The sequence below is a fragment of the Longispora albida DSM 44784 genome, assembly GCF_000379825.1.
Taxonomy (GTDB): Bacteria; Actinomycetota; Actinomycetes; order Mycobacteriales; family Micromonosporaceae; genus Longispora; species Longispora albida.
Genome location: NZ_KB903825.1, coordinates 277172 through 302626, shown reverse-complemented (window position 1 = coordinate 302626; position 25455 = coordinate 277172). Strand labels below are relative to the sequence as shown.

Here is a 25455-nt window from a genome sequence, read left to right as displayed (position 1 = left end):
TTGGCATCATGATCAGCATGCGTGTCACCACCCGTCTGATCACCCTGGACGATGCCGATGCCCTCGCCGCCCTGGTCGCGGCCAACCGTGAGTTCATGGCCCCGTGGGACCCGGTCCGCCCCGAGGAGTACTACACCCTGGACGGCCAGGCCGCCGTCCTCCGCACCGCGCTGGCCAGCCACGGCCGGGGCGCCATGCTCCCGCACGTGATCTGTGTGGACGGTGAGGTCGCCGGCCGGGTCAACCTCAACGACGTCGTGCAGGGCGCCTTCCAGAACGGCAACCTCGGCTACTGGGTGGACCAGTCCCGCAACGGCAGGGGCGTGGCCACCGCCGCCGTCGAGTCGATCCTCCACATTGCCTTCACCGAACTCGGGCTGCACCGCGTGCAGGCCGGTACGCTGCCCGGCAACATCGGCTCGCAGCGTGTCCTGGAGCGCAACGGCTTCGAGCGCTTCGGCTACGCCCCGCAGTACCTGAACATCGCCGGAGCCTGGCAGGACCACGTGCTCTTCCAGCGGATCAACCCGGCGGCCTGACCTGGCCGGGTACCGGGGCTCCGGTACCCGGTGGATCGTCAGGCCGGGCGCCAGCCCTTGCCACCGCAGGCGCGGCAGTCCATCGAGTGCGTGACGCCCTTCTTCACGGGCTTGCCGTTCTTGTCGTAGACGGTGGCCGTAGCCGGGGCTTGCACTCTGCCCTTGCCATCACAGGTGGCGCACGGAATCTGCTCGGGTTTCTTCGCCAACTTTCCCACCCCCGTTGGTGCTGGTTGCGCGGTAGTGACCACTGCCGGGCCCGGCCGGCCGGAGGCACGGCGCTGCTGGGTGCACGGGCACGGTGGCAATGAGTATCGGAATGGTCCACTGGGGACTGGACGTGTATCGGCAGGTGACGTCGCGACCCCCAGAACACTACAGAAAGTAGTTATTTGGGGGCGGAAAGTGATATCAGCCGTTCGGCTGAGATGCCGGAGCATAGGTACCCCGGCACCGGTGTTGAGTATGCGTACTCAGGACCGCCCGGCCCGCACCGCCGAGACTCGAAGGCATGAAGAACACCACGGCCTTCTACGTCCAGTCGATCCTCGCCTTCGCGACCTCGCTGGGCGCGATGGTCATCGGGATCGTGTACCTGCCGGTCGGGCCGTGGGTCCGCGGCTTCCTCGCCATCGGCCTGCTCTTCGTGGTCACGTCGGCCTTCACCCTCGCCAAGACGATCCGCGACAAGCAGGAGAGCGACGTGATCAGCCCGGCCGACCAGGCGCGGCTCGCCAAGATGCTCGCCACGCCCCGTCAGCACAACACGCAGTGACTACAAACGGCAGGAGTGGATCTGGGTGGTCAGGATCGCCCGCGCGCCGACCTCCCACAGCTCGTCCATGACCTGCTGCGCCCCGGCGGTCGGCACCATCGCCCGCACCGCGACCCAGCCCTCGGTGTGCAGGGGGGAGACGGTCGGGGACTCCAGGCCCGGGGTCAGGGCGATGGCCTTGCCGACATCGGCGATCCGGATGTCGTAGTCCATCATCACGTACTCCCGGGCCACCAGCACGCCCTGCAGCCGCCGCAGGAACTGCTCGATCTGGGGCTGCTCCGGGTCCCGCCCGGCACCCCGGATCACGACGGCCTCCGACTGGAGGATGGGCTCGCCGAAGGTCGCCAGGCCCGCGCTGGCCAGCGTCGCGCCGGTCTCCACCACGTCGGCGATCACGTCGGCCACGCCGAGCTGGATCGCGGTCTCCACCGCACCGTCCAGCCGGACGACGCTCGCGGACACGCCGTGCTCGGCGAGGTGGCGGGTGACGACGCCCTGGTAGGCGGTCGCCACGGTCTTGCCGCCGAGGTCGGCGACGCTGGATGCCGTGCCCGGCCTGGCGGCGAACCGGAACGTCGAGTGCCCGAAGCCCAGGCTCAGCAGCTCGTCGGCCTCTGCCCCGGAGTCGACCAGCAGATCCCGGCCGGTGATCCCGGCGTCGAGCCGGCCGGAGCCGACGTAGATCGCGATGTCCTTGGGCCGGAGGAAGAAGAACTCGACATTGTTCGCCCGGTCGGCGACCACGAGTTCCTTCATATGGGTGCGCTGGCGGTAGCCGGCCTCGGCGAGCATGGCGGAGGCGGGGTCTGACAGGGAACCTTTGTTCGGGATGGCGATCCGCAGCGCAGTCACCAGGGGAGTATTCCACGGGTGACCTGGGAGGCCGCCGGACGCGCGCGGCCTCCCAGAATGTGAACGGCGCTCGCCGCTCGTGTCGTTCAGGAGATCGTGAAGCCGGCCCGCAGGCGCAGCTGCGTCCCGCCGTTGCCGTCTGGATCGTCACAGTAGGCCAGTGCGAACGTGCCGGTGCCGGTCATCGCGACCACCGGCGTCGTCTGGTCGTGCGTGGTCTGGGGATTCATCCGGTACTCCGGGAACCGGCCGGCCGTGAGCCCTGCGGCGTCGAAGCCCCGGGCGAACACGTCACGCCCCGAGTGGAACGGCGTCGACTCCTCCAGCACCACCACGAACCTGCCGGCGTCATCCACCGCGACGTCCGGGGCGTACTGGTTGCCGACCCGCAGCGTGCCAGACGCGTCCTTCTCGCGCGGCTGCCTGACCGTCGTGCCCTCGGCGTACGTCGACACCGGCAGGTCGGTGAACCGGGGCGTGCCCTGGGAGTCGAAGGCCCGCGCGTACACCCGGGGCTCGGCCGCGACCTCGAAGTCCTGCCACACCACGACGAACTCGCCAGCCGGGGTGGAGTCCACGGCGGGCTCCGCCTGGTCACCCGTCGCGATCGCGTTGATCGTCCGCTCGGTGAACCGGAGCGTGCCGTCGCGGTTCAGGCCCTTGCCCAGGATCTGGCCGCTGTTGTTGCCGTCCGAGTCGTCGCGCCACACGACGACGGCCCCGCCCTGGGCGTCGAGAGCCACGCTGGAGCCGGTGTGCGTGCCGGTCGAGGTGCCGTTGACCTGCGCCTCGCTCGTCTTGACGCCCGCAGCGGTGTACCGGGCGGCCCGGATCTGGGGCTCTCCGGCCACGTGCTCGTCGGTCCACGTGACGACGTGCTCGCCCGAGGCGCTGACCGCGAGGGCTGGAGCGGTCTGCTGGCCGGTGTTGTCGGCGTTCACCCGGATCTTGGTGCCGAGCAGCCGGCCGGTGGTGTCGACGCGGCGCATGGCGATGTCGTAGTGCCCGTTGCCGTCCTCGTCGTCCTGCCAGACCACCACGACATTGCCTGCCGCGTCCAGGCCGGCCTGCGGGTCACGGTAGTCGTAGTCGCTCAGGCCGCCAGCCTGTACCTGCACCTCCAGCGGGCCAGGGCCGTAGCCGTAGAGCCGCAGCCAGATCGCGCCGTGGCGCCCGGAGGGCACGGCGACCGGGTTCGCTGTGTCGGCCCAGGCGACGGCCCTGTGCCCGGCGTCGTTCACCGCGATCGCCGGGTGGTCCTGCGAACCGGCGTCGCGGGAGTTCACGGTGCTGAAGCTGGCATCCTTGTACTTGTCCGGCACGAGCTTGATCGCCTTCGTCTTCTGCCGGTTGTAGTCGGCGAGGAAGGCGTCGTAGATCGCGGAGTCGTCGATGCGCTGCACGACCTCGTTGTTGACGGTCATCGCGCCGCGCGTGTAGTTCTGCGAGCCGGAGTAGACCAGTTTGACCGCCTCGCCCGTCTTGCGCGACGTGCCCTGGACCAGCGTGTACTTGTCGTGCGTCGTGCCGCCCGCCCCGGCGCAGCTGTTCTGCGCGACCGGGTAGGCGCTGGTGCGGCAGCCGCCGGCCCGCAGGCCGTAGAAGGACACGTCGCCCTCGGCCAGCGGCTCGGCCACGGCGGTGACGGACTCGTCGGTCATCGCCTCCACCGAGCAGCCGGCCTTGGCCTGGCCGGTGAGCGCAGCGGTGATCTCCGGCCGGTTGTCCTTCCACGTGGCGCTGATCGTCCGGATCGAGCCGCCATCGGGCGCGTCACAGTTCAGGTCGTTGATGAACGCCGCGATCAGGTCGGTGTTCGGCGTGGTGAAGTGAGCGGCGATGTATGCGGCGTCGGCGTCGGGATCCCGTGGCGAGAAGAACGTCGTGAGCTTGCCTCCGGCCCCGGTGATGGGCTTCGAGACGTTGGCCGGCGTGGCGGCGTGGCCGCTCATCAGGTTCCAGTAGTTCACGAAGCCCGTGTAGCTCGCCAGGTCGTCGTAACTGATCACGAAGTTGTTGTCCAGCTTGCGCTGGTGGACGTTGAGGTTGGCCGAGCCGCTGGCCACGACGTTGCGGCGGCCGTCGTCCAGCGCGCTGAACGTGAAGAACTTGTTGTGGTTGATGCCCTTGCCGGCGTAGGCGGTGGCGTTGCACGTCGCCCGGCACTTCTCGACGGTGAAGCCGGGGAGGGCGTCGAGAGCCTGGAGGGTCGACTCGATGGTGGCGTCCGCCACGCACGGGTCGGTGTCCTCGCACACCTCAGCCACGATCCTGACGGACACCCCCTTCTCGGCGGCGTACTTGAGCGCGCTCTGGTTCTTCGTGCTGCTGTAGGTGTGGTAGAAGGACGCGTGGATCGTGCCGCCGGCCTTCGTGGACCTGATCAGCGTGTCGAGCTTGTCCTCGATCGCGCTGTCGGCGGCCTCGTCCAGGCCCGGGTGGTTGAACACCACCTCCAGCGAGCCGCTGGGCACGACCACCCTCGCGTGGACGGGAACGGGGGGCAGCAGCAGCGCCACCGCCGTCCCGATCGCCATGATCGTTCTTCGCATGCGCACTCCCCAAGATCAATTTTGGTGAACGGGAAGTGTCGCAGGGCTTGACTGGGGGGCTGTGAGCAGGGCCGTCCTCACGGGACGGCCCCCGATCCGTATCTATGCGCAGGGCGTGACGATCCGGTCCCAGTACCCGGTGCGGATGCCCCAGGTCTCGACCAGTACGCCGCCGCAGTGCTCGCGCTTGCCTCCGACGTCCCTGGTGTGGGCGGCGTCCGAGTAGTAGACGGTGTCGCAGTAGTAGTCCCAGTGGCAGGCGCCGGCCTGGGCCGGGCTGCCCGGGACCACCACGGCCCCGGCCGTGGTGGCCGCGACCGCCAGCGTCAGTAATATGCGACGCATAATGTACTCCTTCCTGAGTGGACGTACAGTGCACCGCACCCGGCGGCCCGGAACAATGGCCAGCGCATGCCAAACACAGTCAGCTGTCGATACGTGCGGAGGTGGCCGCCCGAGCTGATCAGCTACCCGCACGGGGCCGCTTCGGCAGAACCCCGGTGCGGGCACCCCGATGTGCGTTACCTTGCCGGAAGGAGCGCGGCGGCGCGGGGACTGCCGGGGGTGATCGCGTGGGCCGGTTTCGCGGCTGGGTACCCGACGCGGTGATCGCGGCGGCGCTCTTCGCGCTGAGCCTGGTGTTCCTCTCCGGTCACGTGACGCCGCGAGACTTCGTGCTGGTCGGGCTGGCCACCCTCCCGATCGCCGTCCGGCGCGCCTACCCCCGGACGGTCCTGGTCCTCGTCACCGCGGCCATGATCGCGTTGATCTTCGCGGATCACGCGAAGTCGGTACCGGGCGTGGCGGCGCTGCTCGCGCTGTACACGGTGGCCTCGCGGTACGGCCGGCGCTGGGCACTGATCGGGATGTTCGTGGCCCTGGCCTGGCCGGTCTGCGCGGTCGCCTTCGGCGGTGTCAAGATCATTGACTTGTTCACGCCGGATTCGCTGGCGATCCCCGGGGCGGCGGCGATCGGCTTCCTCGCGCAGCAGTCCCGGCAACGGCAGCAGGAGCTCAACCACACCATCGGCCTGCTCGGCGAGGCCAGGGCCCAGCTCGCCGCCGAGGCTGTCACCGTGGACCGGGCCCGGATCGCCAGGGAGCTCCACGACGTGGTCGCCCACGGCATCAGCGTCATCGCGGTCCGGGCCGGGGTCGCCCGGGCCCTGCTGCCCGAGGGCCCGTCCGACATCCGGGAGAGCCTGACCGTCATTGAGGAGACCAGCCGGGACTCCCTGGCCCAGATGCGGCACCTGCTCCGCGCGCTGCGCAGCTCCGACGGCTCCGAGACCACCCCGCAGCCGACCCTGGCCGACCTGCCGTCCCTGGTGAGCCGGCTCGGCCAGGCCGGACTGGCCGTCGCTCCCCGGGTCAGCGGGGAACAGGAGCGGCTCGACACGGGGCTGGAACTGGCCGCGTACCGGATCGTCCAGGAGGCACTGACAAACGTGGTGAAGCACGCCGGCACCGCTGAGGCCGAGGTCAGCATCGTGTACCTGCCCGACCGGCTCGACCTGCGCATCCGCGACTACGGCACCGGGCCCAACGGTCACGGCTCCGGCCCCGGTACCGGGCACGGGCTCACCGGCATGCGCGAACGGGCGGCGCTGCTCGGCGGCAGCATGCGGGCCGGGCCGGCTCCGGGCGGCGGGTACCTGGTCGTCGCGAGCCTGCCGTACCCGGAGCCCCGATGACCACCGCCCCCGGCGAGCCGGGCCGCCGCGACCCTGCCGAGCCCAGGCCACCTGCAGGCACCGGGCCCGCGACGAGGGCCGACCCTGGCGAGCCGGTCGGCGAGCGTGAGCGGCCCGCCGGGCCGATCCGGATCGTGCTCGCCGATGACCAGGTGCTGGTCCGGGCCGGGTTCGGCGCGCTGCTGGCCGCGCAGCCCGGCTTCGAGGTGGCTGCGGAGTGCGCCGACGGGGCCGAGGCGGTGGCGGCGGTCGCCGAACACGCGCCGGACGTCGTGCTGATGGACATCCGGATGCCCCGGATGGACGGGATCGAGGCGACGCGGCGGGTCGCCGGTACAACCCAGGTCTTGATCTTGACGACCTTCGACGCCGACGAGCTGGTGTATGCGGCACTTCGTGCCGGAGCATCCGGTTTCCTGCTGAAGGACACCCCGCCGGAGGAGCTGATCCGGGCGGTGCGGGTCATCGCGGCTGGCGAGGCGCTGCTGGCCCCGTCTGTGACCCGGCGGCTGATCTCCGACCTGGCGATGGCGCACGTCCCGGCGTCGGAGGCCCGTGACCTGGCCGCGCTGACCCCGCGTGAGCTGGACGTGCTCACCCTGATCGCCCGGGGACTGGGCAACACGGAGATCGCCGCGAAGCTCGTGGTCTCCGAGGGCACCGTGAAGACGCACGTCAACCGGATCATGGCCAAGCTGGGCCTGCTGTCGAGGGCCCAGGCCGTCGTCGCTGCCTACGAGGCCCGCCTCGTCGTCCCGGGCTCGAGTCACTAGCCGCGTTGTCGTCCACCCACGGGTAGAGCCGGGACCGGTCCGGGTTCCACCTGCGGGCAGATGTCCGGCATCCCTCGCATTTGCGACTCTTCTGGGGTCCCCGCCGGGCGCGCTCGCCGTCCAGGCCGCGCCGGCGGGCGACTTGCCGGCCGGCGGCCCCGACCGAGCCTCGGGGGCAGTCGGTCCCCGGCCGGCCTCCACGAAGGGAGCAGGAGACGATGACCAGTCCCAACCTCGCGGTGGTCAGGCCACGCGCGGCATGGCAGCCGGTGTTCTCCGCCCCGTTCCTCGGGTACGTCGCCGGCGGGCTGTGCCGGTTCCGCGCCGGGTTCGCCGGGCGTCCCGCCGGGCGGGGGGTGTACGGCGACCTGGAGTTCGACGTGACCCCGGCCGTGGCCGACCACCTCGTCCGTGAGGTGCAGGGCCTGTGGTCGATGGGCCAGGCCTCGCCGATCCGGGTCTACTGGCACGGGGAGAACCTGATCGTCAGCCAGCAGGACGAGCTCTGGGGCAACCGCACGATCCAGATCAGCGCGCCGGACGGCGAGGGCCTGCACCGGATCGGCTTCGGCTGGGCGTGGGCGATGACCGACGCCACGGAGTGCGACGTGGTCCTCTTCGCCTGAGGTTCATCGATCTTTTGGCACCGTGTGCTTGTTCCTTCGCGCTCCACCCGTGCGTACGATTCGGGCAATCGAATCGTGTGAATGGCGTCACCCCTCAGCAGGCGCCTCACGTAAAGGAGCGCACCCGTGCGCGGACTCACCAGGAAGGCCGGGCTGGCAGCAGCGGTCCTCGGCCTGTTCCTCGCCTCGATCACATCCCTCACCTCGGCCTCAGCCCACGATCCCGACTCGCCGCAGGGCAAGGAGGACTTCCGCAGGCACATGGCCGACCACCAGCCGGCCTGGCGGGACGCCCCGATCACGGGGGCGATCGTGCCCTGCGTGGCCGGCAAGGCCGGCAACTACCCGTGCAGGAACATCGACCTGCTCAGCGTGCTTCCGCTGTCGAGCATCGGCGGCGGCAACGGCAACAGCATGTGGGGCTGGACGGACCCGTCGACGCAGAAGGAGTACGCGATCGTCGGCCGGTCCAACGGCACGGCCTTCGTCGACGTGACCGACCCGGTCAACCCGCGCTACCTCGGCAACCTGCCCTCGCACAACGGCACCAGCAGCGCGTGGCGGGACATCAAGGTGTACGCCAACCACGCCTACGTCGGGGCCGACTCGATCTCGACGCACGGCATGCAGGTCTTCGACCTGACCCGGCTGCGGACGGTCACCACGCCGCAGACGTTCACGACCGACGCGCACTACACCGGCTTCGGTAACTCCCACACCCTGTCGGTGAACACGGACACGGGCTTCATCTACGCCGTCGGCTCCAACACGTGCAGCGGCGGCGTGCACATGGTCAACGTGCAGAACCCGAAGTCGCCGGTCAACGCCGGCTGCGTCAGCTCCGACGGCTACGTCCACGAGAACCAGTGCGTGGTCTACCACGGCCCGGACACGACGTACGCGAACCACGAGATCTGCTTCAACTACAACGAGGACACGCTGACCATTGTGGACGTCACGACGAAGTCCGCACCGCGTCAGCTGTCCCGCACCGGCTACCCGACCTCCGGCTACACCCACCAGGGCTGGCTGACCGGCGACCACGCCCGGCTGCTGATGGACGACGAGCTGGACTCCGACACGGCGGGTACCGGCACGTACATCTGGGACGTGTCCAACCTGGACCAGCCGGTGAACACGGGCATCTACCGCTCGGCGCGGACGGTGGCGACGGACCACAACCAGTACATCATCGGGAACTACAGCTACCAGGCGAACTACCGTGCCGGGCTGACCATCCTCGACATCACCGGCATCGCGGGGAACTCCCTGTCCGAGGTGGCCTACTTCGACATCTACCCCGCCGACGACAACAAGGGCTTCAACGGCGCGTGGAACAACTACCCGTTCTTCGCCAGCGGCATCGTGGCGATCAGCGGTATCGAGCAGGGCCTGGTTCTGGTCAAGCCGGACCTGACCCCGGACCCACCCGGCCCGTTCTTCCAGAACACCACCGACGTCACGATCCCCGACAAGACCACGGTGACCAGCTCGATCGCGGTCTCGGGCGTGACGACGGTCAGCACTGTCCAGATCGCCGTGGACATCAAGCACACCTACCGGGGTGACCTGGTGATCTCCCTGATCGCGCCGGACGGCACGGTCTATCTGCTGGAGGACTTCCCGAACAACGACAGCGCGGACAACGTCCTCAAGACCTACCCGGTCAACCTGTCGGCGGAGGCCCCGAACGGCACGTGGAAACTCCAGGTCAAGGACACGTCCCGCCAGGACACCGGCAGGATCGACTCCTGGAGCATGCAATTCTGACCAGCCAGGAGCCTGGTACCGGATCGCGGGCTGGGCGGCGGTGGCAGTACGCCATCGCCGCCCTGCTCGCCCTGATCACGGCCGCGACAGCCGTCCACCTCTGGTCCCGGAACCCGGCTCCCGCCGCCCGCCCGGCCCCCGCGCCCACGTCGTCCTCGCACGGCGACGGGCTCACCGACAGCCACGACGGCTACCGGATGGTCGCGGCCACCCTGCCGTCCAGCCGGGGCCCGGACCAGGAGATCGCCTTCCGGATCCTCGGCCAGGACGGCCTGCCAGCCACCGGCTACGCCGAGGTCCAGACCAAGAAACTGCATTTTTACCTGGTACGCGACGACCTCAGCGGCTACCAGCACCTCCACCCCGGCTTCGACGGCACGACCTGGCGGACCCGGGTCTCCATAGCCGACGGCGGGGCCTACCGGATCTACGCGGAGTTCATCCCGCTCGACCGGGCGGGCAGCGGGCACCCGACGGTTCTCGGCCTGCCCTTCCTCGTACCCGGCGACACGAAGTTCGTCCCGCTCCCGCCGCCGTCCGCGACAGCCAGCTCCGGCGGCTACACAGTGACCCGGCTGGACGGCGTCGCGCACGTCAGCCAGAACAAGCCGGCCGTGCTGCGCTTCGACATCACGGGGCCGGGCGGCGGCAAGGCGCAGCTGGAGCAGTACCTGGGCGCATACGCGCACCTGTCGTCCTTCGAGGTGCTGAATCTCCGGCTCACGCACATGCACCCGATCGGCCAGGCGCTGGTGTTCCACGCGGTGTTCGCGCAGCGCGGCGAGCAGCGGATGTTCCTCCAGTTCCAGGTGGGCGGTCAGGTGCACCTGGCGGAGTTCACCGTCTTCGTCACGTGAACAGGACGACCAGCCCGAGGAACGCGTTCTGGAGCCCGTGCAGGACGATCACGGCCCACCTGTTGCGGTACCGCGACCACAGGTAGCCGAGCAGCAGCCCCGTGCTGCCCTGCCAGACGACGATCGTGCCGAGCATGACCCAGAACGAGCCGGTACCGAGCCGCGCGGAGTGCATGACGGCGAACAGCAGCGCGCTGGCGACGATGGCCGGCCAGCGCCCCCACAGCGCCTCAAGCCGGGTCTGGAACACGATCCGGTAGAACACTTCCTCGGTCACGCTCGCCGTCAGGAACGTGATCGTCATGATGACGGCCAGCTCGACCTGGTCGATCTTCCGGTACTCGCTGAGGTCGCCGAGCGGCGCGGCCGCCGGGCCGGCGTAGAAGAGCAGCATCCAGGCCGCGACGGCGGCGAGCGGCCCGGCCCAGTACCAGAGCGCGGGGATCTGGCGGCGGTGCGCGGCGACCGGCGACGGTACCCGCCAGGCCAGCAGCGCGATCGCGACCCCGCCGAGGAGGACGACCGGCTTGACGAGGTGGTAGAGGTCGCCCAGCGGTACCAGCCCGGCCAGCAGCGCGAAGCCGCCGCCGGCCGCCAGGAGCACCGTGACCTGCCGGGTGAGCGCGGCCCGTTCCCGCGCACCGGTCTCGACGGCGAGCACGGGCAACCGGGCCGGCAGGTACCGGATCAGCAGCATCGCGACCGCGAACGCCACGCCGATCGTGAGCATCGCGACGGGTACCGCCTCCTTGTCGGAGGAGGCCCGCAGGCTGGTGTGTCCGGTGAGAAGGAGCCCGGTGGCGGCCACCGCGAACACGCCGAGGCCTGCGAAGGTGATTGATCTCGTCAGCACCCACGAAATGATCTTTAGTCCGCTTGCACCTGTCAACCAGTCCCGCTATGCAATCTCTACTCAGGACCGTCCTCAGTGGATTCAGGGAAGTATGCGTTCTTTGGTGTCGTTCATCCCATTCCTGGATCACATTGGTTAACGGACCGGCCGTTCGTTATTCTTGGCGGCATGGCAGACCTCGAAGCCGCCCCGCCCGTCGCAGCCGCCCGCCCGGCAGCCCTCCCCGTCCGCCGCCTGATCTGGCTGGCGCTGCCGATCACCGTTCTCCTGCTGCTCTACGCGGTGCCGTGGTGGACGCTCGTCATGTCGGGCACCGAGTGGCCCTCCGCCGTCGCCACGTTCGGCACGGTGCTGTTCGCCGCTGGCGCGCTCGGCACGCCGGCGCTGATGATCCTCGGGCACGGCCGCAAGAACGACGCCGCGGCCAGGGTGGGCGACACGCTGGTCGGCGTGATCTGGGTGCTGTTCACCTGGTCAGTGCTCAGCCTCGTGCTCCGGGCCGCGCTCGCGGCTGCCGGGGTCGCCGACCCGGCCCGTTCCCGGATCACCGCCCTCGCCGTCATCGCCATCACCGTGCCCCTGCTGATCTGGGGATACGCGGAGGCGATGCGGGTGCCGCGGGTCCGGCGGACCGACGTCGTCATTCCCCGCCTGGGCAAGGGCCTCGACGGCACGCGGATCGTGGTCCTCGCCGACACCCACTACGGCCCGATCAACCGGGTCCGCTGGTCGCGCGGCGTCGCCGACCTGGTCAACACGCTCGACGCCGACCTGCTGGTCCACGCCGGCGACATCGCGGACGGCACGCCGTCGATGCGCCGCGAGCAGTCAGCGCCGCTGGCCGGCATGAAGGCCAGGCTCGGCCGGGTGTACGTGACCGGCAACCACGAGTACATGAGCGGCGCGGAGTCCTGGGTCGACCGGATGAACGAGCTGGGCTGGACGCCGCTGCACAACGAGCACCTGGTCGTCGAGCGCGGCGGCGACAAGCTGGTCGTGGCCGGTGTCGACGACCGGACCGCCCGGTCCTCCGGCATCAACGGCCACGGGGCCGACCACGCCCGCGCGCTGGCCGGTACCGACCCGGACCTGCCGGTCGTGCTCGTCGCCCACCAGCCGAAGCAGATCGCCCAGGCCGTCGAGTCCGGAGCGGACCTCCAGATCTCCGGGCACACGCACGCCGGGCAGATCTGGCCGTTCAACTTCCTCGTCCGCCTCGACCAGCCGGCCGTGCGCGGCCTCACCCGGCACAGCGAGCGCACCCAGCTCTACACCAGCAGCGGTACCGGCTTCTGGGGCCCGCCGCTGCGGATCTTCGCCCCGAGCGAGGTCAGCGTCCTGACCCTCCGCTCGGCCTGAGCGCTCGGTCTGAGCCTGCTGCTCAGCGGGCCGCGTACCGGGCCGACAGGCCTGTGAGCTGGTTCGCCAGTGCCTCGGTGAGGGCGCTGGCGAACAGCTCGCCCGCCGGCGGCAGCCCGCGCTCCGTCATGACCTGGGCGACAGCGTCCGACGGCGAGGCGTACGGCCACAGCCCGGCCACCGTCACGAAGACCGACATCGCGAAGTGCCGGGCGGCGTCCTCGGGGAGGCCGGGCAGCCGGTCGCGCACGATCGTGGCCAGCCGGCCCTGGTGCGCGGCCGAGCGCTCCTTGAACTGGCGGGCGTCGGCGAGCGGGATGTTCTTCTCCAGCACGCCACCAGTGACGCTGATCAGCTCACAGAGCTGCGGCCGGGCGGTCAGCGAGGCCGCGACCTCCGTGGCGGCGTGGATCTCGGCCGCGAACGGGGCCGGGCCGCCCGGAGCCGGGCTCAGGGTCAGCTCGTCCAGCCACGCCGTCAGGTTCTCGTGCAGGACCTCGAGGAAGATGGCCTCGCGGCTGCCGAAGTACCGCAGGACGTTCGACTTGGCCAGCCCGACGGTCTCGCTCAGCTCGCGCAGGCTGATCTCGGACACCGGCCGGCGCCGCAGCAGCGCGCGGGCGGTGTCGAGGATCGCGCAGCGCCGGGCCTCGACCTGCTCGGGCCGCCGGGCGCGCTGGAAGCCGGGGGAGTCGGTGACCATACCTGGACAATATCAGCCCGCCGGTCCGTAATCCTTGCTCCGCCGCCACGGCAGGGTGCCCTCGATCTCCACCTGGAGCGAGAAGCTGAGGAACGTCCGGATGGCCACGATCAGCCCGAGCACCCCGACGTTGCGCAGGGTCGGGGCCACGGCGACCGTCCGGATCAGGTCGGCGGCGACCAGGACCTCCAGGCTCAGCAGCAGCGCCGAGCCGAACACCCGCCGCACCGTCCGGTACGCCCCGGCCCACGAGCCAGCCGCCCGCCGCTCCCGTACCGCGGCCGCACACGCCCACACCACCCCGCCGGCGAGCACCGCGGCACCCAGCCCCTCGAAGCTGGTCGCCACGGCCTCCATCAGCTCGGTGAACCGCGCGGACATGGGCCCTACTCGAACCGGGACGGATCCCCGCCGCCCACCCGCAGCACCTCGGGCTCACCGCTGGACAGGTCGACCACAGTGGTCGGTTCCGTACCACCGTCACCGCCGTCGACCACGCCGTCGAGCAGGTGGTCGAGCGCTTCCTTGATCTCCCAGCCGCTGGTCATCGGCTCCTCGTCGCCCGGGAGCAGCAGCGTGCTGGACAGCAGCGGCTCGCCCAGCTCGGCCAGCAGCGCCTGCGCGACCACGTTGCCGGGGATGCGCACGCCGACCGTCTGCTTCTTCGGATGCAGCAGGCGGCGCGGCACCTCCTTCGTCGCTGGCAGGATGAAGGTGTACTGCCCGGGCGTCGAGGCCTTGATCAGCCGGAACACCGAGTTGTCGATCCTGACGAGCTGCCCGAGCTGCGCGAAGTCCTGGCAGACCAGGGTGAAGTGGTGCCGGTCGTCGAGCTTGCGGATCTCCTTGATCCGGTCGAGCCCGGCCTTGTTGCCCATCTGGCAGCCCAGCGCGTAGCAGGAGTCGGTCGGGTAGGCGATCAGGCCGCCGTCACGGACCAGTGCCACGGCCTGCTGGATCGACCGGGGCTGCGGGTTGTCTGGGTGCACATCGAAATACCTGGCCACATGCGCGAGCCTAGTCCCATCCCCGCCCGCCGGTGGCCAGCCTGGCCGGAAGGGCGGCGGGAATGGGCACAGTGGCCGGCCGCAGGTCAGTTCCAGCGCCGGCCGGACGCCCGCGCGACGAGGCTGAACGAGGCTCCAGCGACGACGGCGAACACGAGGAACACGGTGACCGGGAGGACGTCGAGCCCGTCTTCCATGGCTGGGTTGCCAGCGAGCCCGGTGCAGAATGCTCCCAGTTCGCCGGACCAGGCGAAGGCGGCGAGCCCGGCGACCATGGCGATGGCCGACAGCACCATGAGCACGAGCCCGCCGGCGGCTGCCTTCCACAGCGGAAGGCGATCCGGAGCGGACAGCGCGAACACCACGGCCACGACCACCCCGATGGCCACGAAGCCCGCTCCCGCCTCGACGTCCGAATCCGCTTCGGTGCCCAGGGAGATCATCACGGGCACCCCGGCCACCACCAGGACGCCCAGCGCCCGGATCGGGCTGAACCTCCTGGCTGCGGCCAGCGCGAACCCGGCGACCGCGACATGGGGAACCGAGCTGACGACCATCAGCCACCCGAGCCCTTCCTGCCCGCCGGTGAAACCGGTGGCGCTCAGGAAGACCAGCGGTACCAGGCCCATCAGCGCCGGAACCCACACCAGCGGCTGCGGCCGGCCCGGCCAGCGCAGCGCGGCGGCGATCAGGAGCAGCACGATCACGCAGCCGGAGCAGGCCAGCACGGAGACCGTTCCCCAGCCCTGCACGTCCGAGCCGCTGACGGTAGTTGATCACTGAAATATCGGCAATTGTCGCTAGTAGACGGCCGCGCGCAGTGCCGCGAACTCCTCCGCGAGCCGGTCCAGGGTGTAGTGCGCGTTGAGCCCGCTCGGGTTCGGCAGTACCCAGACGCGCGTGCCGCCGATCAGCTCGGCCTGCTCGCCCGTCGTGGCCCTGGGGTGGCCGAAGGCCGTCCGGTATGCGCCGATGCCGAGCACCGCGAGCCAGGCCGGGCGGTACGCGGTGAGCTTCGCGGTCAGTACCCGCCCGCCCTCGACCAGTTCCTCGCGGGTCAGGTCGTCGGCGCGCGCCGAGGACCGGGCGACGACGTTGGTGATGCCGAGCCCGAGCGCCAGCAGTCCCGGCTGTTCGGCTGGCTGGAACTGGTGGCCGGTGAACCCGCCCCGGTGCAGGGCCGGCCAGAACCGGTTACCGGGCCGCGCGAAGTGGTGCCCGGTGACGGCCGACCACAGCCCCGGGTTGATCCCGCAGAACAGCACGGCCAGGTCAGGGGCGATCACGTCGGGAATCGGCTGCCCGGCGGCTCCGGCCAGCTCGGCTGCGGAGGGCGTCACGGGTGCCTGGGAGCGTCGCGCCATCGGCTGAGGATACAAGTCACATAAGCGACCGGGTTTGCTATCGTCGCCCGGTAGCCGCCGCCCTCCGCGAAGCGAGTCCCCGTTGTCAGAGTTGTTGTCGCGGCCCGGTGTGCCCGGCCAGCGCCGCCCGTTGGGTGTGACGGTACTCACAGCGCTTCCCGGTCCGCGCCGCGTCCTCCCGGTCATCGCCGCGATCGCCGCAGGCTGGGGTGTGTCCGCCGCCGCGTACTTCACCGGCGTGGCCGCCATCCTCCCCCTGCTGGTCCTGCTCCTGGCGATGTCGCTGGTGCGCGGCGCCCGGACGGTGCTCGACCAGTTCGTGGTGGCGTTCTCCGTGCTGTTCGGCGTGACCTGCCTGGCGGGCATCGGGCTGTCCCTCTGGCCCTGGCAGCTGCACCCGTTACCCGTGGCCGGAGCGGCCCTCACCGCGCTGGCCCTCTTCGCGGCCCTGACCGGCCGCCGCCCGAGGCTCGCGACCCGGTGGCGGCTGGCAGACAGCCTCGCGGCCCTGGCGGCGGCGGCGTTCGCGGCGCTGGTACTCAGACCCTTCCTCGGTACCGACCTGGCAGGCCGGCTCGGGTTCATCGCCAAGGGCGAGGACTTCGCCCGGCACTTCATCGTCTACGACTCGATCGGGCAGATCGGCGGCTACACCTTCCTCGACCCTGCCGGGGCCGAGAGGTACAACCATCCTGGTCTGTCGCTCGAGAGCTATCCGCAGGGCATGCACTTCGTCTTGGCGCTGCTCGACCGGTTCTGGCGCTCGTCCGGCGCCCCGCAGGCCGACGGGACGGCCGCGATGGACTGGCTGGTCTGGAGCTACGTCGCGATCTTCGCCTTCCTCGGCCTCGCGGTGATCTGGGCGGCCCGCCGGCTCGCCGGATTCCGCCTCACGGCCGGCCGGGCACTCCTGGTCTTCACCGTGATCGTCGCCTGGCTGTACTTCGGTGACCCCAGCGGCATCTTCGTCCGGGGCTTCCCGAACGAGATCCTCGCCCTCGGGCTGATGGCGATCGTGGCCGGGCTGGTGGCCCGCCCCCTGACCAGCGCCGGCGAGCAGGCGGTCGTCCTCGGCACGCTGCTGGCGGCCGTCGCGTTCACGTACTACATGTTCCTGCCGGTCGCCGCGCCCCTGGTCCTGTACTGGCTGGTGTCCCGGCGCAGGCGCGCCTGGGCAGCCAAGGGCGCCGTCCTCACCGGGCTGGGGCTCGCGGTGGCCGGGCTCGTGCCGATCGTCGCGAACGCGAAGGCCAACAAGGGCAGCCAGCTCCTGCTGCCCGGCGAGATCATCCCGACCAGCCGGAGCATGACCCAGATCCTCGTACTGCTGGCGCTGCTCGGGCTCGTCCTGGCCGGTGGCCTGCGCAGCCGGAGCCGGCGGGCGATGCTGCTTGCCCTCGGGGCGGCGGTGGCGCTGGTGGCCGGCATCTCCGGGTACCAGAAAATCATGATCGGCCAGTCGATCTACTACAACGAGAAGGCCTACCACCTCCTGATCATCCTGGCCCTGGCCGCCCTCGGCGGCATGGTCCACTGGCTGCCCAGGCCCTCGTGGCGGGGCAGGCGGCTGCTGCCGGCCGCCCTGGCCCTCGTGGTCCTCGCCGCGGGCGTGCTGGTCATCGGGGTCCGGCCCCGCTCGGCCAGATCCAGCGCCGTCCGGGCCGCCCAGCTCTTCCAGGGCACGTACGGCGCGAAGCCCGGCGGCACGGCCAACGCGATCCGCACCACCCGCCTCTACCCGGACGGCGCGGGCAAGGCCACGGTGGACCTGAGCCACGGCGACATGCGCGACTTCTTCAGCACCCTCTACGGCTCGGTCATGCAGCGCGACTACCGCAACGGGGCCAGCTGGTACACGCTGCTGTGGGAGGGCATGGACCCGCAGCCGACCATCGAGGACTTCGACTACCGGGTCACGACCAGCTCCCGCCCGGTCCGGTTCGTGGTCAGCGACCCGGCGGTCACCCGGCTCAAGGCGTCGAAGCCGGGCGAGAAGGCCCCGACGAACCTGGAGGCTGCCGAGCGGCTCGCCGCCAAGTACCCGGACCGCGTCGAGATCGTCCGCCTGCCGTCGTAGGTCCGCTGTCCTAGTTCCGGGTGGTGCGGGCCTCGGCCAGGCCCCGGGCTGCCAGCCGGTCGGCGCGTTCGTTCTCCGGGTGGCCGGCGTGGCCCTTCACCCAGAGCCACTCCACCTCGTGGCGGGCGACGGCGGCTTCGAGGGCCTGCCACAGGTCGGCGTTCTTCACCGGTTCGCGGCTGGCGGTGCGCCAGCCGTTGCGCTTCCAGTTCGGCAGCCACTTCAGGATGCCGTTGCGGACGTACGTGCTGTCGGTGTGCACCCGCACGGTCACCGGCCGGGTCAGGCTGTTCAGCGCCTCGATCGGCGCGGTCAGCTCCATCCGGTTGTTGGTGGTCTCCGCCGGCTCCGAGCCGTAGATCTCCTTCTCGTGGCTGCCGTAGCGCAGCAGCGCGCCCCAGCCGCCCGGCCCGGGATTCCCGCTGCACGCACCGTCGGTGTAGATGTCCACGATCACCCGGGAAGGCTACCTTGCGTTTTTCTTCTACTGTGGGTGTGTGACTGTCTCGCGAGGGAAACTGCTCGCCATCAGCGACCTGCACGCCGGCCGCCCGGACAACCGGGCCTTCACCGAGGCCATCCAGCCGGACGGCCCGCACGACTGGCTGCTGCTGGCCGGGGACCTGGGCGACCTCGCGGCCGACACGGAATGGGTGCTGCGCACCATGAGCAGCCGGTTCTCCACAGTGGTCTGGGCGCCGGGCAACCACGAGCTGTGGACGCTGCCCGCCGACCCGGTGCAGCTGCGCGGGGCCGAACGGTACGAGTATCTGGTCGGGGTGTGCCGTGAGCTGGGTGTGCACACGCCGGACGATCCGTACCCGGTGTTCGCTGGCGAGAGCGGGCCGGTGACGGTCGTGCCGATGTTCCTGCTGTACGACTACTCGTTCCTCCCCGACGGGGCCACCACGCCGGAGGAGGGGCTGGCCATCGCGCACAAGGCCCAGGTGGTGTGCACCGACGAGTACTACCTGCATCCCGACCCGTACCCGTCCCGTGCCGCCTGGTCGGCGGCCCGGATCGACTACACGCAGAAACGGCTGGACGCCCTCGGCCCCGATGTCCGCACGGTGCTGGTCAACCACTTCCCGCTCACCCGGCATCCCACCCGCGTACTCCGCTATCCCGAGTTCGCGCTGTGGTGCGGGAGCGAGCGGACGGCCGACTGGCACGTGAGGTACAACGCGGCGGCCGTCGTCTACGGTCACCTGCACATCCCGCGCCGGATGGAGCACGATGGCGTGCCGTTCGAGGAGGTCTCCCTCGGCTACCCGCGTGAGTGGCGGCAGCGTCCGGTCCAGCCCCGAGTCCCGAAGGAGATCATCGTCTGATGGCCGATCGTCCACCGTGCCCCGACTGCGGGGAAGCCAGCATCCCGATCATGTACGGCATGCCCAGCTACGAGGCCTTCCAGCGGGCGGAGGCCGGGGAGCTCGCCCTCGGCGGCTGCGTCGTCTTCGAGGACGCGCCGCGCTGGCGGTGCCCGGCCGGGCACGTGTGGCGCGAGGAGGGCTAAGGCTCGGTTAACGTTCGCTGCCTGGATACCAGAATAGGTGTCCAGGCGATTGCGGGAAGAGTGAAACAGCACGCCGGAAAGCGGTCAGTCCCTCGCGATGGACTGACCGCTTTCATGTCGAGCATTCAGTGCGCGTGCGCACCGGGGGAATTCTTAGGCCAGGCCGAGAAGCCGGGCGATGATCAGCACGATCTCGCTGATCGAGTATCCGGCGCTGATCCACCGCAGGATCGTGCCCTTGTTGGCCCACACCCAGTCGGCGAAACGCTTGCCGTACTTGGCGCCGGCCTTGATGAGCTGCCATGCGATCTTGATCCACTTCATTGCATTACCTCCGGAACCCGGTGACGCCTTGACGCCGCCCATCGGGCGGTAATTTCCCGTCAGAAGCATCACGACTGTGGAATCCCCGATTGGGGAACTGAAAACTAACATCGACGGAAGTGCTTGATCCACTAAGGACGAAATTGCCATCCAGCTATTGCCATCTGTCCATGGACCTGATAGGACGTGCCCGCGCGGGCCTGCCCGGGTGGTGCCGGTGACGGGCTGGTATGTTGGCGCGCGATGCCTGATCAGGGCGCACTGGCTGCCGGACGAGGCACAGTGGAGGGTGGGGCCCGACCGTGATCATCCAGACTTCGCCGTGGGTCGCCACCGTGCCCGGCGTCGGGTAGTCTGGCCCCGAAATCGGTCCGGCCGGCGCTGCGATCCAGTGCCGGCCCGGACGCGGGAAACGTATTGTCCGCCGGATGACCAGACCGTCCGGGCAAGACTCAGCCGGTAGGAGTTCCGCCATACCCTGGCGCCCGGACCGGCATGGTCGGGGGACTATTTCTGGACGGGGAAAAGCACGTGAACACGGTTATGCTGCGCACTTTTGTGGTCGCAGCTGCGACTGGAAGCATTACGGAAACTGCCAAGAAGCTCAAGTACGGGAAGTCCACTGTGCTCTACCACATTAGAGAAGTGGAGAAGGCCTGCCGTTCCGAGTTGTTCGAACGTGAGATGCGAGGACTGTCCCTCACCCGCGCCGGGCAGCAGGCGCTCGAAATCTCACAGCAGGTACTCCGGATGACAGCAGAACTCAGGTCGCTGCCTTCCGGCGGCCCTCGGGGATGACAACTCTGGCTTCGTGACTGTTAATGTCGGCTCGCCAGAGGACATTTTGCATTTCAGTCGTCCCAACCAACTCGAACGGAGGCTTTGGTGTTTCCGAATACCGCCATTCTCGCGGTGGCAGCAGCGGTCCTGGTGGTGCTGGGCCTGCACTGGTTCGTGGCCCGCAGAGGCCCGCTCTGGCTGGGTGCCCTGGTGCCAGCCCTGTGGGCCGTCGCCGTCGTGGTGCTGATCGCGCAGGGCAGGCTCGACTCCGGCCGGCCGTACGTGGTGTCGGCCGCTGGCCTGGTGCTGCTGCTCTGGATGTGGGCCAGCGCGCGGCAGGCCCGTGCCAAGGCCGAGGCCGCCAGGTCTGCGACATCATGACCGGAGGAGCGGATGCCGCGGCCCGGCGGATGGACAGGCGGGCTGTGCTCTTCTGGCAGGTGGAGAACGCGGTCGGCGCCGTCATGGTCATCGTTCTCGCCACAGTCCTGTCCACAGTCGTGCCACTGCCATCGGGGTGGCGCAGCTGGGTTCACGCGCTTGCGGCGGCAGCTCTGGCTTTCGCGGTACTCGACGCCCTCGTGCTGATTCCCTGGCGTTACCGGTACTACCGGTACACGCTGAACGCTGACTGCGTCATCGTGGAGCGTGGCAGGCTGTGGCGGCAGCGCCAGGTGTACCCGCTGTCCCGGATCCTGTACTGCGAGACGCGCCAGGGCCCGATTCTGCGGTGGTTCAACCTGTTCACCGTCAGGACGGCGACGATCGTCGAGTCACGGTCGATCGGGCCGCTGTCGCGGGCAGAGGCCGATCGGTTCGAGCAGTTCATCCGCGAGCACTCCCCATGACGGGCGCAGCGGGCAGGCGGCGCAACAGCCCGGCCATGTTCGCGATCCGCGTGGCCCAGCACGCCACGACGATCGCGCCTGCCGTGATCGCGTGGCTGTCGATCCGGACCAGGTGGCCGGTCCCGCTCGGCATCCCCGTGGACGCGGTTTTCGGGCTGGTCGGCGGCCTCGCCGTGCTCAGCCTCGTGGCGGACTGGTGGACGACCAGGTTCTCGGTGGGCAAGGAACGGATCAGCTACGACACGGGCCTGCTGTTCCGGCGCTCGGTCTCGATCAGCTGGGCTGAGGTGGTCTCCGTCCAGGTTTCCCGGTCGGCGGTGGCGCGGGCGCTGGGCTGCGCGCGGGTGCTGATCGGCATCGGCGCGGAGTCGAAGGCCAGCCTGGTGATCGAGGCGGTCCCGCAGCCGGTCGCCGCCGAGATCGAGCGCCACTTCGAAAGGAACCGACTGGAGATCCCGGTACCGGGTGCCGGGCCAGCCGATCCCGGCGAGCTCATCTACCGGATTCGCCTGCGCGACTACCTGCTGATCTCGGTGACGTACGGGCAGTTCGTGCTGCTGGTTCCGTTCCTGTTCGAGGTGTACGAGAACACCACGGCACTCCTGCCGTTCTCGCCGGTACTCCCGGAACTCCCCGAGCGGACGGGGCCACTGTGGATGCTGGCCGTGACCGCCGTGGCTGTGTGCGGTTCGGTGGCACTGGCGTTCGGGCTGCTCGTCGCCTGGCTGCGGTACCGCTCGTTCGAGGTCCGGCTCAGGGCTGGGGTGTTCGCCATGTCCGGCGGCCTCATCTCGGCCGAGTCGCGCCAGGTACCCGCTGACCACGTCGTCGGGGTGAAGATCCAGCGGAACCCCCTGATGCGGGTCGCCGGGTACGCGCGGCTGGCCCTCGTGTCCCGCCAGTCCGGCGAGAGGATCGGCGCGAACATCGTCTTTCCCGCCGCCCGCCTCGAACGCGTGCTGGACGGCGTCAGGGACCACTTCCCGGCGTACGCCGCCGCTGTGGGTCACCGTCCCCAGGTGAGCCGGACCCTCCGATGGGGCCTGATCAGCGTGGCGACGGCGACGTTCGCCTTCGCCGCGTGGTTCACGGCCGATCTGCGCCCGGTCCGGGCGGCAGTCCTCCTGGCTGCCCTGGCGATCGCGCTGCTGGCCGCGTGTAACTACTGCTGGGCAGCGGCGCAGGCCGACCCCGACAACGCGGTGGTCCACTTCCGCCGCGGGTTCCTCTGGGTCACGCACTACGTCGTGCCGTGGGACTCCGTGTACTTCGCCGCCTCCTGGCAGCTGTCCTGGTCCGCCCGGCTGCCGGCCTCGGTGGTGTGCCTGGGCGTGTACGACTCCAAAGCCATCCGGCTGTGGGTACCGGTGGGCAGGCCGGTCCTCGCCGACAGGTTCATTGACGCGACGACGAGCGGATCGAATGCTCATGGAAACGGGATGAAGGCATGATCGAAGTAGCGCGAGTCACCAAGAAGTACGGCGGGAAGCCGGTGGTCGAGGATCTCTCGTTCACGGTGCGGCCGGGGATCGTCACCGGTTTCCTCGGGCCCAACGGGTCAGGGAAGTCCACCACGATGCGCATGATCCTCGGGCTGACCCGGCCGGACAGCGGGACCATCCTCGTGGACGGCGTACCCTTCGCGGAGCACCGCAACCCCCTGGGTGCCCTCGGGGCGCTGATCGAGGCCAAGGCGGGTCATCCGGGGCGCTCGGCCTTCCGCCACCTGGAGGCCATCGCTGTGACGGCGGGGATCGGCGCTGCGCGGGTTCGCGAGGTGCTGGACATCGTGGGCCTCGGTGAGGTCGCCGGCCGCCGCATCGGCGGCTTCTCCCTGGGCATGACCCAGCGCCTCGGCGTCGCGGCGGCCCTGCTGGCCGACCCGTCGAGCCTGATGTTCGACGAACCCATCAACGGGCTGGACCCGGACGGCATCGTGTGGATGCGCAAGATGGTCAAGATGCTGGCGGCCGAAGGACGGGCCGTCCTGCTGAGCTCGCACCTGATGAGCGAGATGGCCCTGACCGCCGATCACGTGGTCGTCATCGGCCAGGGGCGGCTGATCGCCGACGAGGCAGTCAGCTCGCTGGTCCAGCGCAGTACCTCCGAGGGCGTTCTCGTCCGCAGCCCGCAGAGTGAGGAACTCGGCCGGCTGGTGCTGTCCGCCGGCGGCCGCATCGTGGGGGAGCCGGACGGTTCGTCCCGGGTGGACGGGCTGACGGCGGCCGAGCTGGGTGACCTGGCCGCCGCGCACGGCATCAGGCTGCACGAGCTGGTACCCCTGCGGGCCTCGCTGGAGCAGGCCTACATCGAGCTCACCGCTGACTCCGTCACCTTCCGCGGGCGTGAGACCAGCGAACCCCAGTACTCCCGGTCCGGCACGGCGAACGCCGTCACGATGGAAACGAGGTGAGCCGGGTCATGACCACGACAACCGGCGCTCCCGCCCGGCGCTACGTCGCGCCTTCCCACCAGCTCACCTTCGCCGGCCTGCTGCGCGGTGAGCTGATCAAGCTGAGGACGACACGGTCACTGGTCACGCTGCTGATCGTGACGGTCGTCTGCGCGGCCGGGATCAGCATTCCCGTGGCGCTGACCGCCGAGCCCCACACCGGGCCGGCGAAGGAGGCGCTGCCCATGTTCGTCACCACGAGCATCCTGGGCATGCAGCTGGCCATCTTCCTGGTGGCGGCCCTGAGCGCGGTGGCCGGCGCGAACGAGTTCGGCAACGGCACGATCCGGGTCACCTTCGCCGCAGCGCCCCGGCGGACACCCGTGCTGGCCGCCAAGCTGATCGTGGTCGCTGGTGCCGCCACGGCGCTGGTCACCGTCACGATCATGGTGACGTCGGTGGTCACCTGGCTGTCCATCACCCCCGGTCAGCTGTGGACACCCGTCACGAACGCGGAGAGCCTGCTGGGCCTGGCCGGCGCGGTCATCGCCACGGCCGGCGTCAGCGTGTCGGCGGTCAGCCTCGGGTGCCTGCTCCGCAGCTCCGCCGGGGCCATCTTCGCCATCCTGGGCCTGCTGATCGTGGTGACGATCATCCTGCTGGCGATCCCGCCCCGGGTGCTTCCGCCCGGGTTCTCCGACTACAGCTTCGGGGGAGCCGTGACCGGCCTCCTGGGACCGGTCACCAGTACCGGCAAGTGGGTCGTCTCGGTGCTGGCCCTCGTGGTGTGGTCCGCGGCTTTCGCCACCGGCGCCGCTGCGTCCATGCGCCGCCGCGACGCCTGACGCGGCGGGGCAGCCGCAGGCCCTGGTGTTAGATGGGGCGTTCGTTGCTTGCCGCAGGAGCGCTACCGGGGGGATACATGACGACCACTGTGTTCGACGAGGCTGAGCGCCGGAAGTGGGCCGGCAAGGCCGGCGCGTACGCCGCTGGCTTCGCCAAGCTCTGTGCCTTCCCGGTACCGGCGCTGGTGGACGCCGCTGTGGCCGGCCCGGGCACGCGGCTGCTGGACGTGGGGACGGGCACCGGCACTGTCGCGGCGGAGGCCAGCGCGCGCGGCTGCACGGTGACGGCGGTAGACGCCGATCCCGGGATGCTGGAGGCTGCCGCCCGTGCCGTACCGGACGCGGAACTGCTGACCGCGCTCCTGCCCGTCCTCCCGTTCCCGGACGGCGAGTTCGACGCCGTGGTGGCGAACTTCGTCCTCAACCACGTCGGCCGGCCCTCGGCGGCAGCCGCCGAGCTGCGCCGGGTGACCCGTCCCGGTGGCCGGGTCGCCGCGACGATCTGGGCGGCGTCCGCCGGGCCGGGGCAGGGGCTCCTGGGCCGCGCGGTCGCCGCTGCCGGCGTGACCCCGCCCGCAGGCCTGCCGGGCCTCGAACCCGGTGACGAGTTCCCCCGGACGCCGGACGGGTTCGCGGCGCTGCTGCGGGACTCAGGCCTGAGCGAGGTCTCCTGCGAGCTGCTGACCTGGCAGCACCGGACCACGGCGCGGGAGTGGTGGGAGGCCGCGGTCACCGGGGTCGCCACGATCGGGCAGACCATCGTCAGCCAGCCGCCGGCGGTCATCGCGACGATCAAGAACCATTTCGAGGTACTGAGCGCGGAGTTCACCGCCCCGGACGGTGCGCTCCTGCTTCCCCACACCGCGTTGCTGGCCTTCGGCACCGCGTAGGGCGCTCACCGCCCAGGTTGGCGAAGTGGGTAAATGCATCACTGTCCGTACATATG

Annotated in this window: 30 protein-coding genes; 18 read left to right on the top strand and 12 right to left on the bottom strand. The window is 70.1% G+C overall.

The genetic code is table 11. From position 1 onward, the window contains the following. The first annotated feature begins 8 nt into the window (after positions 1-8). On the top strand, positions 9-539 hold the full coding sequence (locus A3G1_RS0115175; protein WP_425411385.1) for a GNAT family N-acetyltransferase: 531 nt from the start codon (positions 9-11) through the stop codon (positions 537-539). A gap of 38 nt (positions 540-577) precedes the next feature. Here A3G1_RS0115175 and A3G1_RS40580 read toward each other — a convergent pair whose 3' ends face one another. Continuing rightward, entirely contained in the window at positions 578-748 is a 171-nt protein-coding gene (locus A3G1_RS40580; RefSeq protein ID WP_157641156.1) for a hypothetical protein, read from the bottom strand. A 302-nt stretch (positions 749-1050) separates the two neighbouring features. Between A3G1_RS40580 and A3G1_RS0115165 the strand changes: the two genes are divergently transcribed. Continuing rightward, positions 1051-1314 (top strand): YiaA/YiaB family inner membrane protein, encoded by a 264-nt coding sequence (locus A3G1_RS0115165; RefSeq protein WP_018350330.1) that lies wholly within the window; start codon positions 1051-1053, stop codon positions 1312-1314. Here A3G1_RS0115165 and hisG read toward each other — a convergent pair whose 3' ends face one another. The 3 genes from hisG to A3G1_RS0115150 all read right to left on the bottom strand — a co-directional run bounded on the left by hisG (position 1315) and on the right by A3G1_RS0115150 (position 5066). After that, entirely contained in the window at positions 1315-2169 is an 855-nt protein-coding gene (hisG, locus tag A3G1_RS0115160) for an ATP phosphoribosyltransferase (protein ID WP_018350329.1), read from the bottom strand. A gap of 86 nt (positions 2170-2255) precedes the next feature. Further along, the gene (locus A3G1_RS0115155) at positions 2256-4721 is read right to left on the bottom strand and encodes a phospholipase D-like domain-containing protein (RefSeq protein WP_157641155.1); all 2466 of its coding nucleotides are present in this window, start codon (positions 4719-4721) and stop codon (positions 2256-2258) included. A 102-nt stretch (positions 4722-4823) separates the two neighbouring features. Continuing rightward, positions 4824-5066 (bottom strand): DUF6289 family protein, encoded by a 243-nt coding sequence (locus tag A3G1_RS0115150; RefSeq protein WP_018350327.1) that lies wholly within the window; start codon positions 5064-5066, stop codon positions 4824-4826. A gap of 227 nt (positions 5067-5293) precedes the next feature. Here A3G1_RS0115150 and A3G1_RS35000 point away from each other — a divergent pair, with 227 nt between their 5' ends. From A3G1_RS35000 to A3G1_RS0115125, 5 genes are all read left to right on the top strand, one after another. Continuing rightward, complete coding sequence (locus A3G1_RS35000) at positions 5294-6415, top strand: sensor histidine kinase (protein ID WP_018350326.1); 1122 nt, start codon at positions 5294-5296, stop codon at positions 6413-6415. After that, entirely contained in the window at positions 6412-7188 is a 777-nt protein-coding gene (locus tag A3G1_RS0115140) for a response regulator (protein WP_018350325.1), read from the top strand. Before A3G1_RS35000 ends, A3G1_RS0115140 begins: the two co-directional genes overlap by 4 nt. 218 nt (positions 7189-7406) lie before the next feature. Further along, positions 7407-7814, top strand: coding sequence for a hypothetical protein (locus tag A3G1_RS0115135; RefSeq protein WP_018350324.1), 408 nt, complete (start codon positions 7407-7409; stop codon positions 7812-7814). 126 nt (positions 7815-7940) lie between these two features. Beyond that, positions 7941-9584: a choice-of-anchor B family protein gene (locus A3G1_RS34995; protein ID WP_018350323.1), complete on the top strand. Its 1644-nt coding sequence runs from the start codon at positions 7941-7943 to the stop codon at positions 9582-9584. Further along, the gene (locus tag A3G1_RS0115125) at positions 9512-10441 is read left to right on the top strand and encodes a hypothetical protein (protein WP_245563504.1); all 930 of its coding nucleotides are present in this window, start codon (positions 9512-9514) and stop codon (positions 10439-10441) included. The genes A3G1_RS34995 and A3G1_RS0115125 overlap by 73 nt, the downstream gene beginning before the upstream one ends. On the opposite strand, the gene A3G1_RS0115120 is transcribed toward A3G1_RS0115125, so the two are convergent. Beyond that, positions 10434-11294: a CPBP family intramembrane glutamic endopeptidase gene (locus A3G1_RS0115120; protein WP_018350321.1), complete on the bottom strand. Its 861-nt coding sequence runs from the start codon at positions 11292-11294 to the stop codon at positions 10434-10436. The two genes, A3G1_RS0115125 and A3G1_RS0115120, sit on opposite strands and share 8 nt — an antisense overlap. Positions 11295-11462: 168 nt before the next feature. On the opposite strand from A3G1_RS0115120, the gene A3G1_RS0115115 reads away from it, so the two are divergent. Beyond that, positions 11463-12653 (top strand): metallophosphoesterase, encoded by a 1191-nt coding sequence (locus tag A3G1_RS0115115; protein ID WP_018350320.1) that lies wholly within the window; start codon positions 11463-11465, stop codon positions 12651-12653. A gap of 22 nt (positions 12654-12675) precedes the next feature. Here A3G1_RS0115115 and A3G1_RS0115110 read toward each other — a convergent pair whose 3' ends face one another. From A3G1_RS0115110 to mug, 5 genes are all read right to left on the bottom strand, one after another. Next, the gene (locus A3G1_RS0115110) at positions 12676-13356 is read right to left on the bottom strand and encodes a TetR/AcrR family transcriptional regulator (RefSeq protein WP_018350319.1); all 681 of its coding nucleotides are present in this window, start codon (positions 13354-13356) and stop codon (positions 12676-12678) included. A 12-nt stretch (positions 13357-13368) separates the two neighbouring features. After that, entirely contained in the window at positions 13369-13737 is a 369-nt protein-coding gene (locus A3G1_RS0115105; RefSeq protein WP_018350318.1) for a DUF1622 domain-containing protein, read from the bottom strand. Positions 13738-13742: 5 nt separating this feature from the next. Beyond that, positions 13743-14363: an L-threonylcarbamoyladenylate synthase gene (locus tag A3G1_RS0115100; protein ID WP_026212152.1), complete on the bottom strand. Its 621-nt coding sequence runs from the start codon at positions 14361-14363 to the stop codon at positions 13743-13745. Positions 14364-14449: 86 nt separating this feature from the next. Further along, positions 14450-15115, bottom strand: coding sequence for a hypothetical protein (locus A3G1_RS0115095; protein WP_018350316.1), 666 nt, complete (start codon positions 15113-15115; stop codon positions 14450-14452). A 48-nt stretch (positions 15116-15163) separates the two neighbouring features. Then, positions 15164-15727, bottom strand: a complete 564-nt coding sequence (gene mug / locus A3G1_RS0115090) for a G/U mismatch-specific DNA glycosylase (RefSeq protein WP_040478415.1) — start codon at positions 15725-15727, stop codon at positions 15164-15166. Between the two features lie 136 nt (positions 15728-15863). On the opposite strand from mug, the gene A3G1_RS38590 reads away from it, so the two are divergent. Next, entirely contained in the window at positions 15864-17804 is a 1941-nt protein-coding gene (locus tag A3G1_RS38590) for a DUF2029 domain-containing protein (RefSeq protein WP_018350314.1), read from the top strand. Positions 17805-17814: 10 nt separating this feature from the next. Here A3G1_RS38590 and rnhA read toward each other — a convergent pair whose 3' ends face one another. Continuing rightward, on the bottom strand, positions 17815-18261 hold the full coding sequence (gene rnhA / locus A3G1_RS0115080; RefSeq protein ID WP_018350313.1) for a ribonuclease HI: 447 nt from the start codon (positions 18259-18261) through the stop codon (positions 17815-17817). A gap of 40 nt (positions 18262-18301) precedes the next feature. On the opposite strand from rnhA, the gene A3G1_RS0115075 reads away from it, so the two are divergent. After that, a complete protein-coding gene (locus A3G1_RS0115075; protein ID WP_018350312.1) occupies positions 18302-19135 on the top strand; it encodes a metallophosphoesterase family protein in 834 nt (277 codons plus the stop codon). Further along, positions 19135-19320, top strand: a complete 186-nt coding sequence (locus tag A3G1_RS0115070; RefSeq protein WP_018350311.1) for a hypothetical protein — start codon at positions 19135-19137, stop codon at positions 19318-19320. Before A3G1_RS0115075 ends, A3G1_RS0115070 begins: the two co-directional genes overlap by 1 nt. Positions 19321-19473: 153 nt before the next feature. Here the strand turns inward: A3G1_RS0115070 and A3G1_RS40105 are convergent, their stop codons facing one another. Next, a complete protein-coding gene (locus A3G1_RS40105) occupies positions 19474-19644 on the bottom strand; it encodes an aureocin A53 family class IId bacteriocin (RefSeq protein ID WP_018350310.1) in 171 nt (56 codons plus the stop codon). Positions 19645-20139: 495 nt separating this feature from the next. Between A3G1_RS40105 and A3G1_RS42325 the strand changes: the two genes are divergently transcribed. From A3G1_RS42325 to A3G1_RS0115035, 7 genes are all read left to right on the top strand, one after another. Further along, positions 20140-20442, top strand: a complete 303-nt coding sequence (locus tag A3G1_RS42325) for a LysR family transcriptional regulator (RefSeq protein WP_083936939.1) — start codon at positions 20140-20142, stop codon at positions 20440-20442. Between the two features lie 87 nt (positions 20443-20529). Continuing rightward, positions 20530-20805: a hypothetical protein gene (locus A3G1_RS40575; RefSeq protein ID WP_157641152.1), complete on the top strand. Its 276-nt coding sequence runs from the start codon at positions 20530-20532 to the stop codon at positions 20803-20805. Then, positions 20802-21272 carry a PH domain-containing protein gene (locus tag A3G1_RS40570; protein ID WP_157641151.1) on the top strand — a complete coding sequence of 157 codons (471 nt, stop codon included), beginning with the start codon at positions 20802-20804 and terminating at the stop codon, positions 21270-21272. Before A3G1_RS40575 ends, A3G1_RS40570 begins: the two co-directional genes overlap by 4 nt. Continuing rightward, positions 21269-22723: a PH domain-containing protein gene (locus A3G1_RS0115050; RefSeq protein WP_083936937.1), complete on the top strand. Its 1455-nt coding sequence runs from the start codon at positions 21269-21271 to the stop codon at positions 22721-22723. Before A3G1_RS40570 ends, A3G1_RS0115050 begins: the two co-directional genes overlap by 4 nt. Then, positions 22720-23685, top strand: coding sequence for an ATP-binding cassette domain-containing protein (locus A3G1_RS0115045; RefSeq protein ID WP_018350307.1), 966 nt, complete (start codon positions 22720-22722; stop codon positions 23683-23685). The genes A3G1_RS0115050 and A3G1_RS0115045 overlap by 4 nt, the downstream gene beginning before the upstream one ends. Before the next feature lie 8 nt (positions 23686-23693). Next, positions 23694-24509 carry an ABC-2 transporter permease gene (locus tag A3G1_RS0115040; RefSeq protein ID WP_157641150.1) on the top strand — a complete coding sequence of 272 codons (816 nt, stop codon included), beginning with the start codon at positions 23694-23696 and terminating at the stop codon, positions 24507-24509. A 77-nt stretch (positions 24510-24586) separates the two neighbouring features. After that, positions 24587-25399, top strand: a complete 813-nt coding sequence (locus A3G1_RS0115035) for a class I SAM-dependent methyltransferase (protein ID WP_018350305.1) — start codon at positions 24587-24589, stop codon at positions 25397-25399. Positions 25400-25455: the final 56 nt, after the last annotated feature.

Excerpts from the sequence above, each read along its gene's own strand:
- A3G1_RS0115070 (WP_018350311.1), top strand. The coding sequence starts at position 19,135 with ATGGCCGATCGTCCACCGTGCCCCGACTGCGGGGAAGCCAGCATCCCG.
- A3G1_RS0115140 (WP_018350325.1), top strand. The coding sequence starts at position 6,412 with ATGACCACCGCCCCCGGCGAGCCGGGCCGCCGCGACCCTGCCGAGCCC.
- A3G1_RS0115165 (WP_018350330.1), top strand. The coding sequence starts at position 1,051 with ATGAAGAACACCACGGCCTTCTACGTCCAGTCGATCCTCGCCTTCGCG.
- A3G1_RS0115035 (WP_018350305.1), top strand. The coding sequence starts at position 24,587 with ATGACGACCACTGTGTTCGACGAGGCTGAGCGCCGGAAGTGGGCCGGC.
- A3G1_RS0115105 (WP_018350318.1), bottom strand. The coding sequence starts at position 13,737 with ATGTCCGCGCGGTTCACCGAGCTGATGGAGGCCGTGGCGACCAGCTTC.
- A3G1_RS0115040 (WP_157641150.1), top strand. The coding sequence starts at position 23,694 with ATGACCACGACAACCGGCGCTCCCGCCCGGCGCTACGTCGCGCCTTCC.
- A3G1_RS0115110 (WP_018350319.1), bottom strand. The coding sequence starts at position 13,356 with ATGGTCACCGACTCCCCCGGCTTCCAGCGCGCCCGGCGGCCCGAGCAG.
- A3G1_RS40105 (WP_018350310.1), bottom strand. The coding sequence starts at position 19,644 with ATGAAGTGGATCAAGATCGCATGGCAGCTCATCAAGGCCGGCGCCAAG.
- A3G1_RS0115050 (WP_083936937.1), top strand. The coding sequence starts at position 21,269 with ATGACGGGCGCAGCGGGCAGGCGGCGCAACAGCCCGGCCATGTTCGCG.
- A3G1_RS0115175 (WP_425411385.1), top strand. The coding sequence starts at position 9 with ATGATCAGCATGCGTGTCACCACCCGTCTGATCACCCTGGACGATGCC.
- A3G1_RS40570 (WP_157641151.1), top strand. The coding sequence starts at position 20,802 with ATGACCGGAGGAGCGGATGCCGCGGCCCGGCGGATGGACAGGCGGGCT.
- mug (WP_040478415.1), bottom strand. The coding sequence starts at position 15,727 with ATGGCGCGACGCTCCCAGGCACCCGTGACGCCCTCCGCAGCCGAGCTG.
- A3G1_RS42325 (WP_083936939.1), top strand. The coding sequence starts at position 20,140 with ATGGTCGGGGGACTATTTCTGGACGGGGAAAAGCACGTGAACACGGTT.
- A3G1_RS0115115 (WP_018350320.1), top strand. The coding sequence starts at position 11,463 with ATGGCAGACCTCGAAGCCGCCCCGCCCGTCGCAGCCGCCCGCCCGGCA.
- A3G1_RS0115155 (WP_157641155.1), bottom strand. The coding sequence starts at position 4,721 with ATGCGAAGAACGATCATGGCGATCGGGACGGCGGTGGCGCTGCTGCTG.
- A3G1_RS0115135 (WP_018350324.1), top strand. The coding sequence starts at position 7,407 with ATGACCAGTCCCAACCTCGCGGTGGTCAGGCCACGCGCGGCATGGCAG.
- A3G1_RS0115045 (WP_018350307.1), top strand. The coding sequence starts at position 22,720 with ATGATCGAAGTAGCGCGAGTCACCAAGAAGTACGGCGGGAAGCCGGTG.
- A3G1_RS0115150 (WP_018350327.1), bottom strand. The coding sequence starts at position 5,066 with ATGCGTCGCATATTACTGACGCTGGCGGTCGCGGCCACCACGGCCGGG.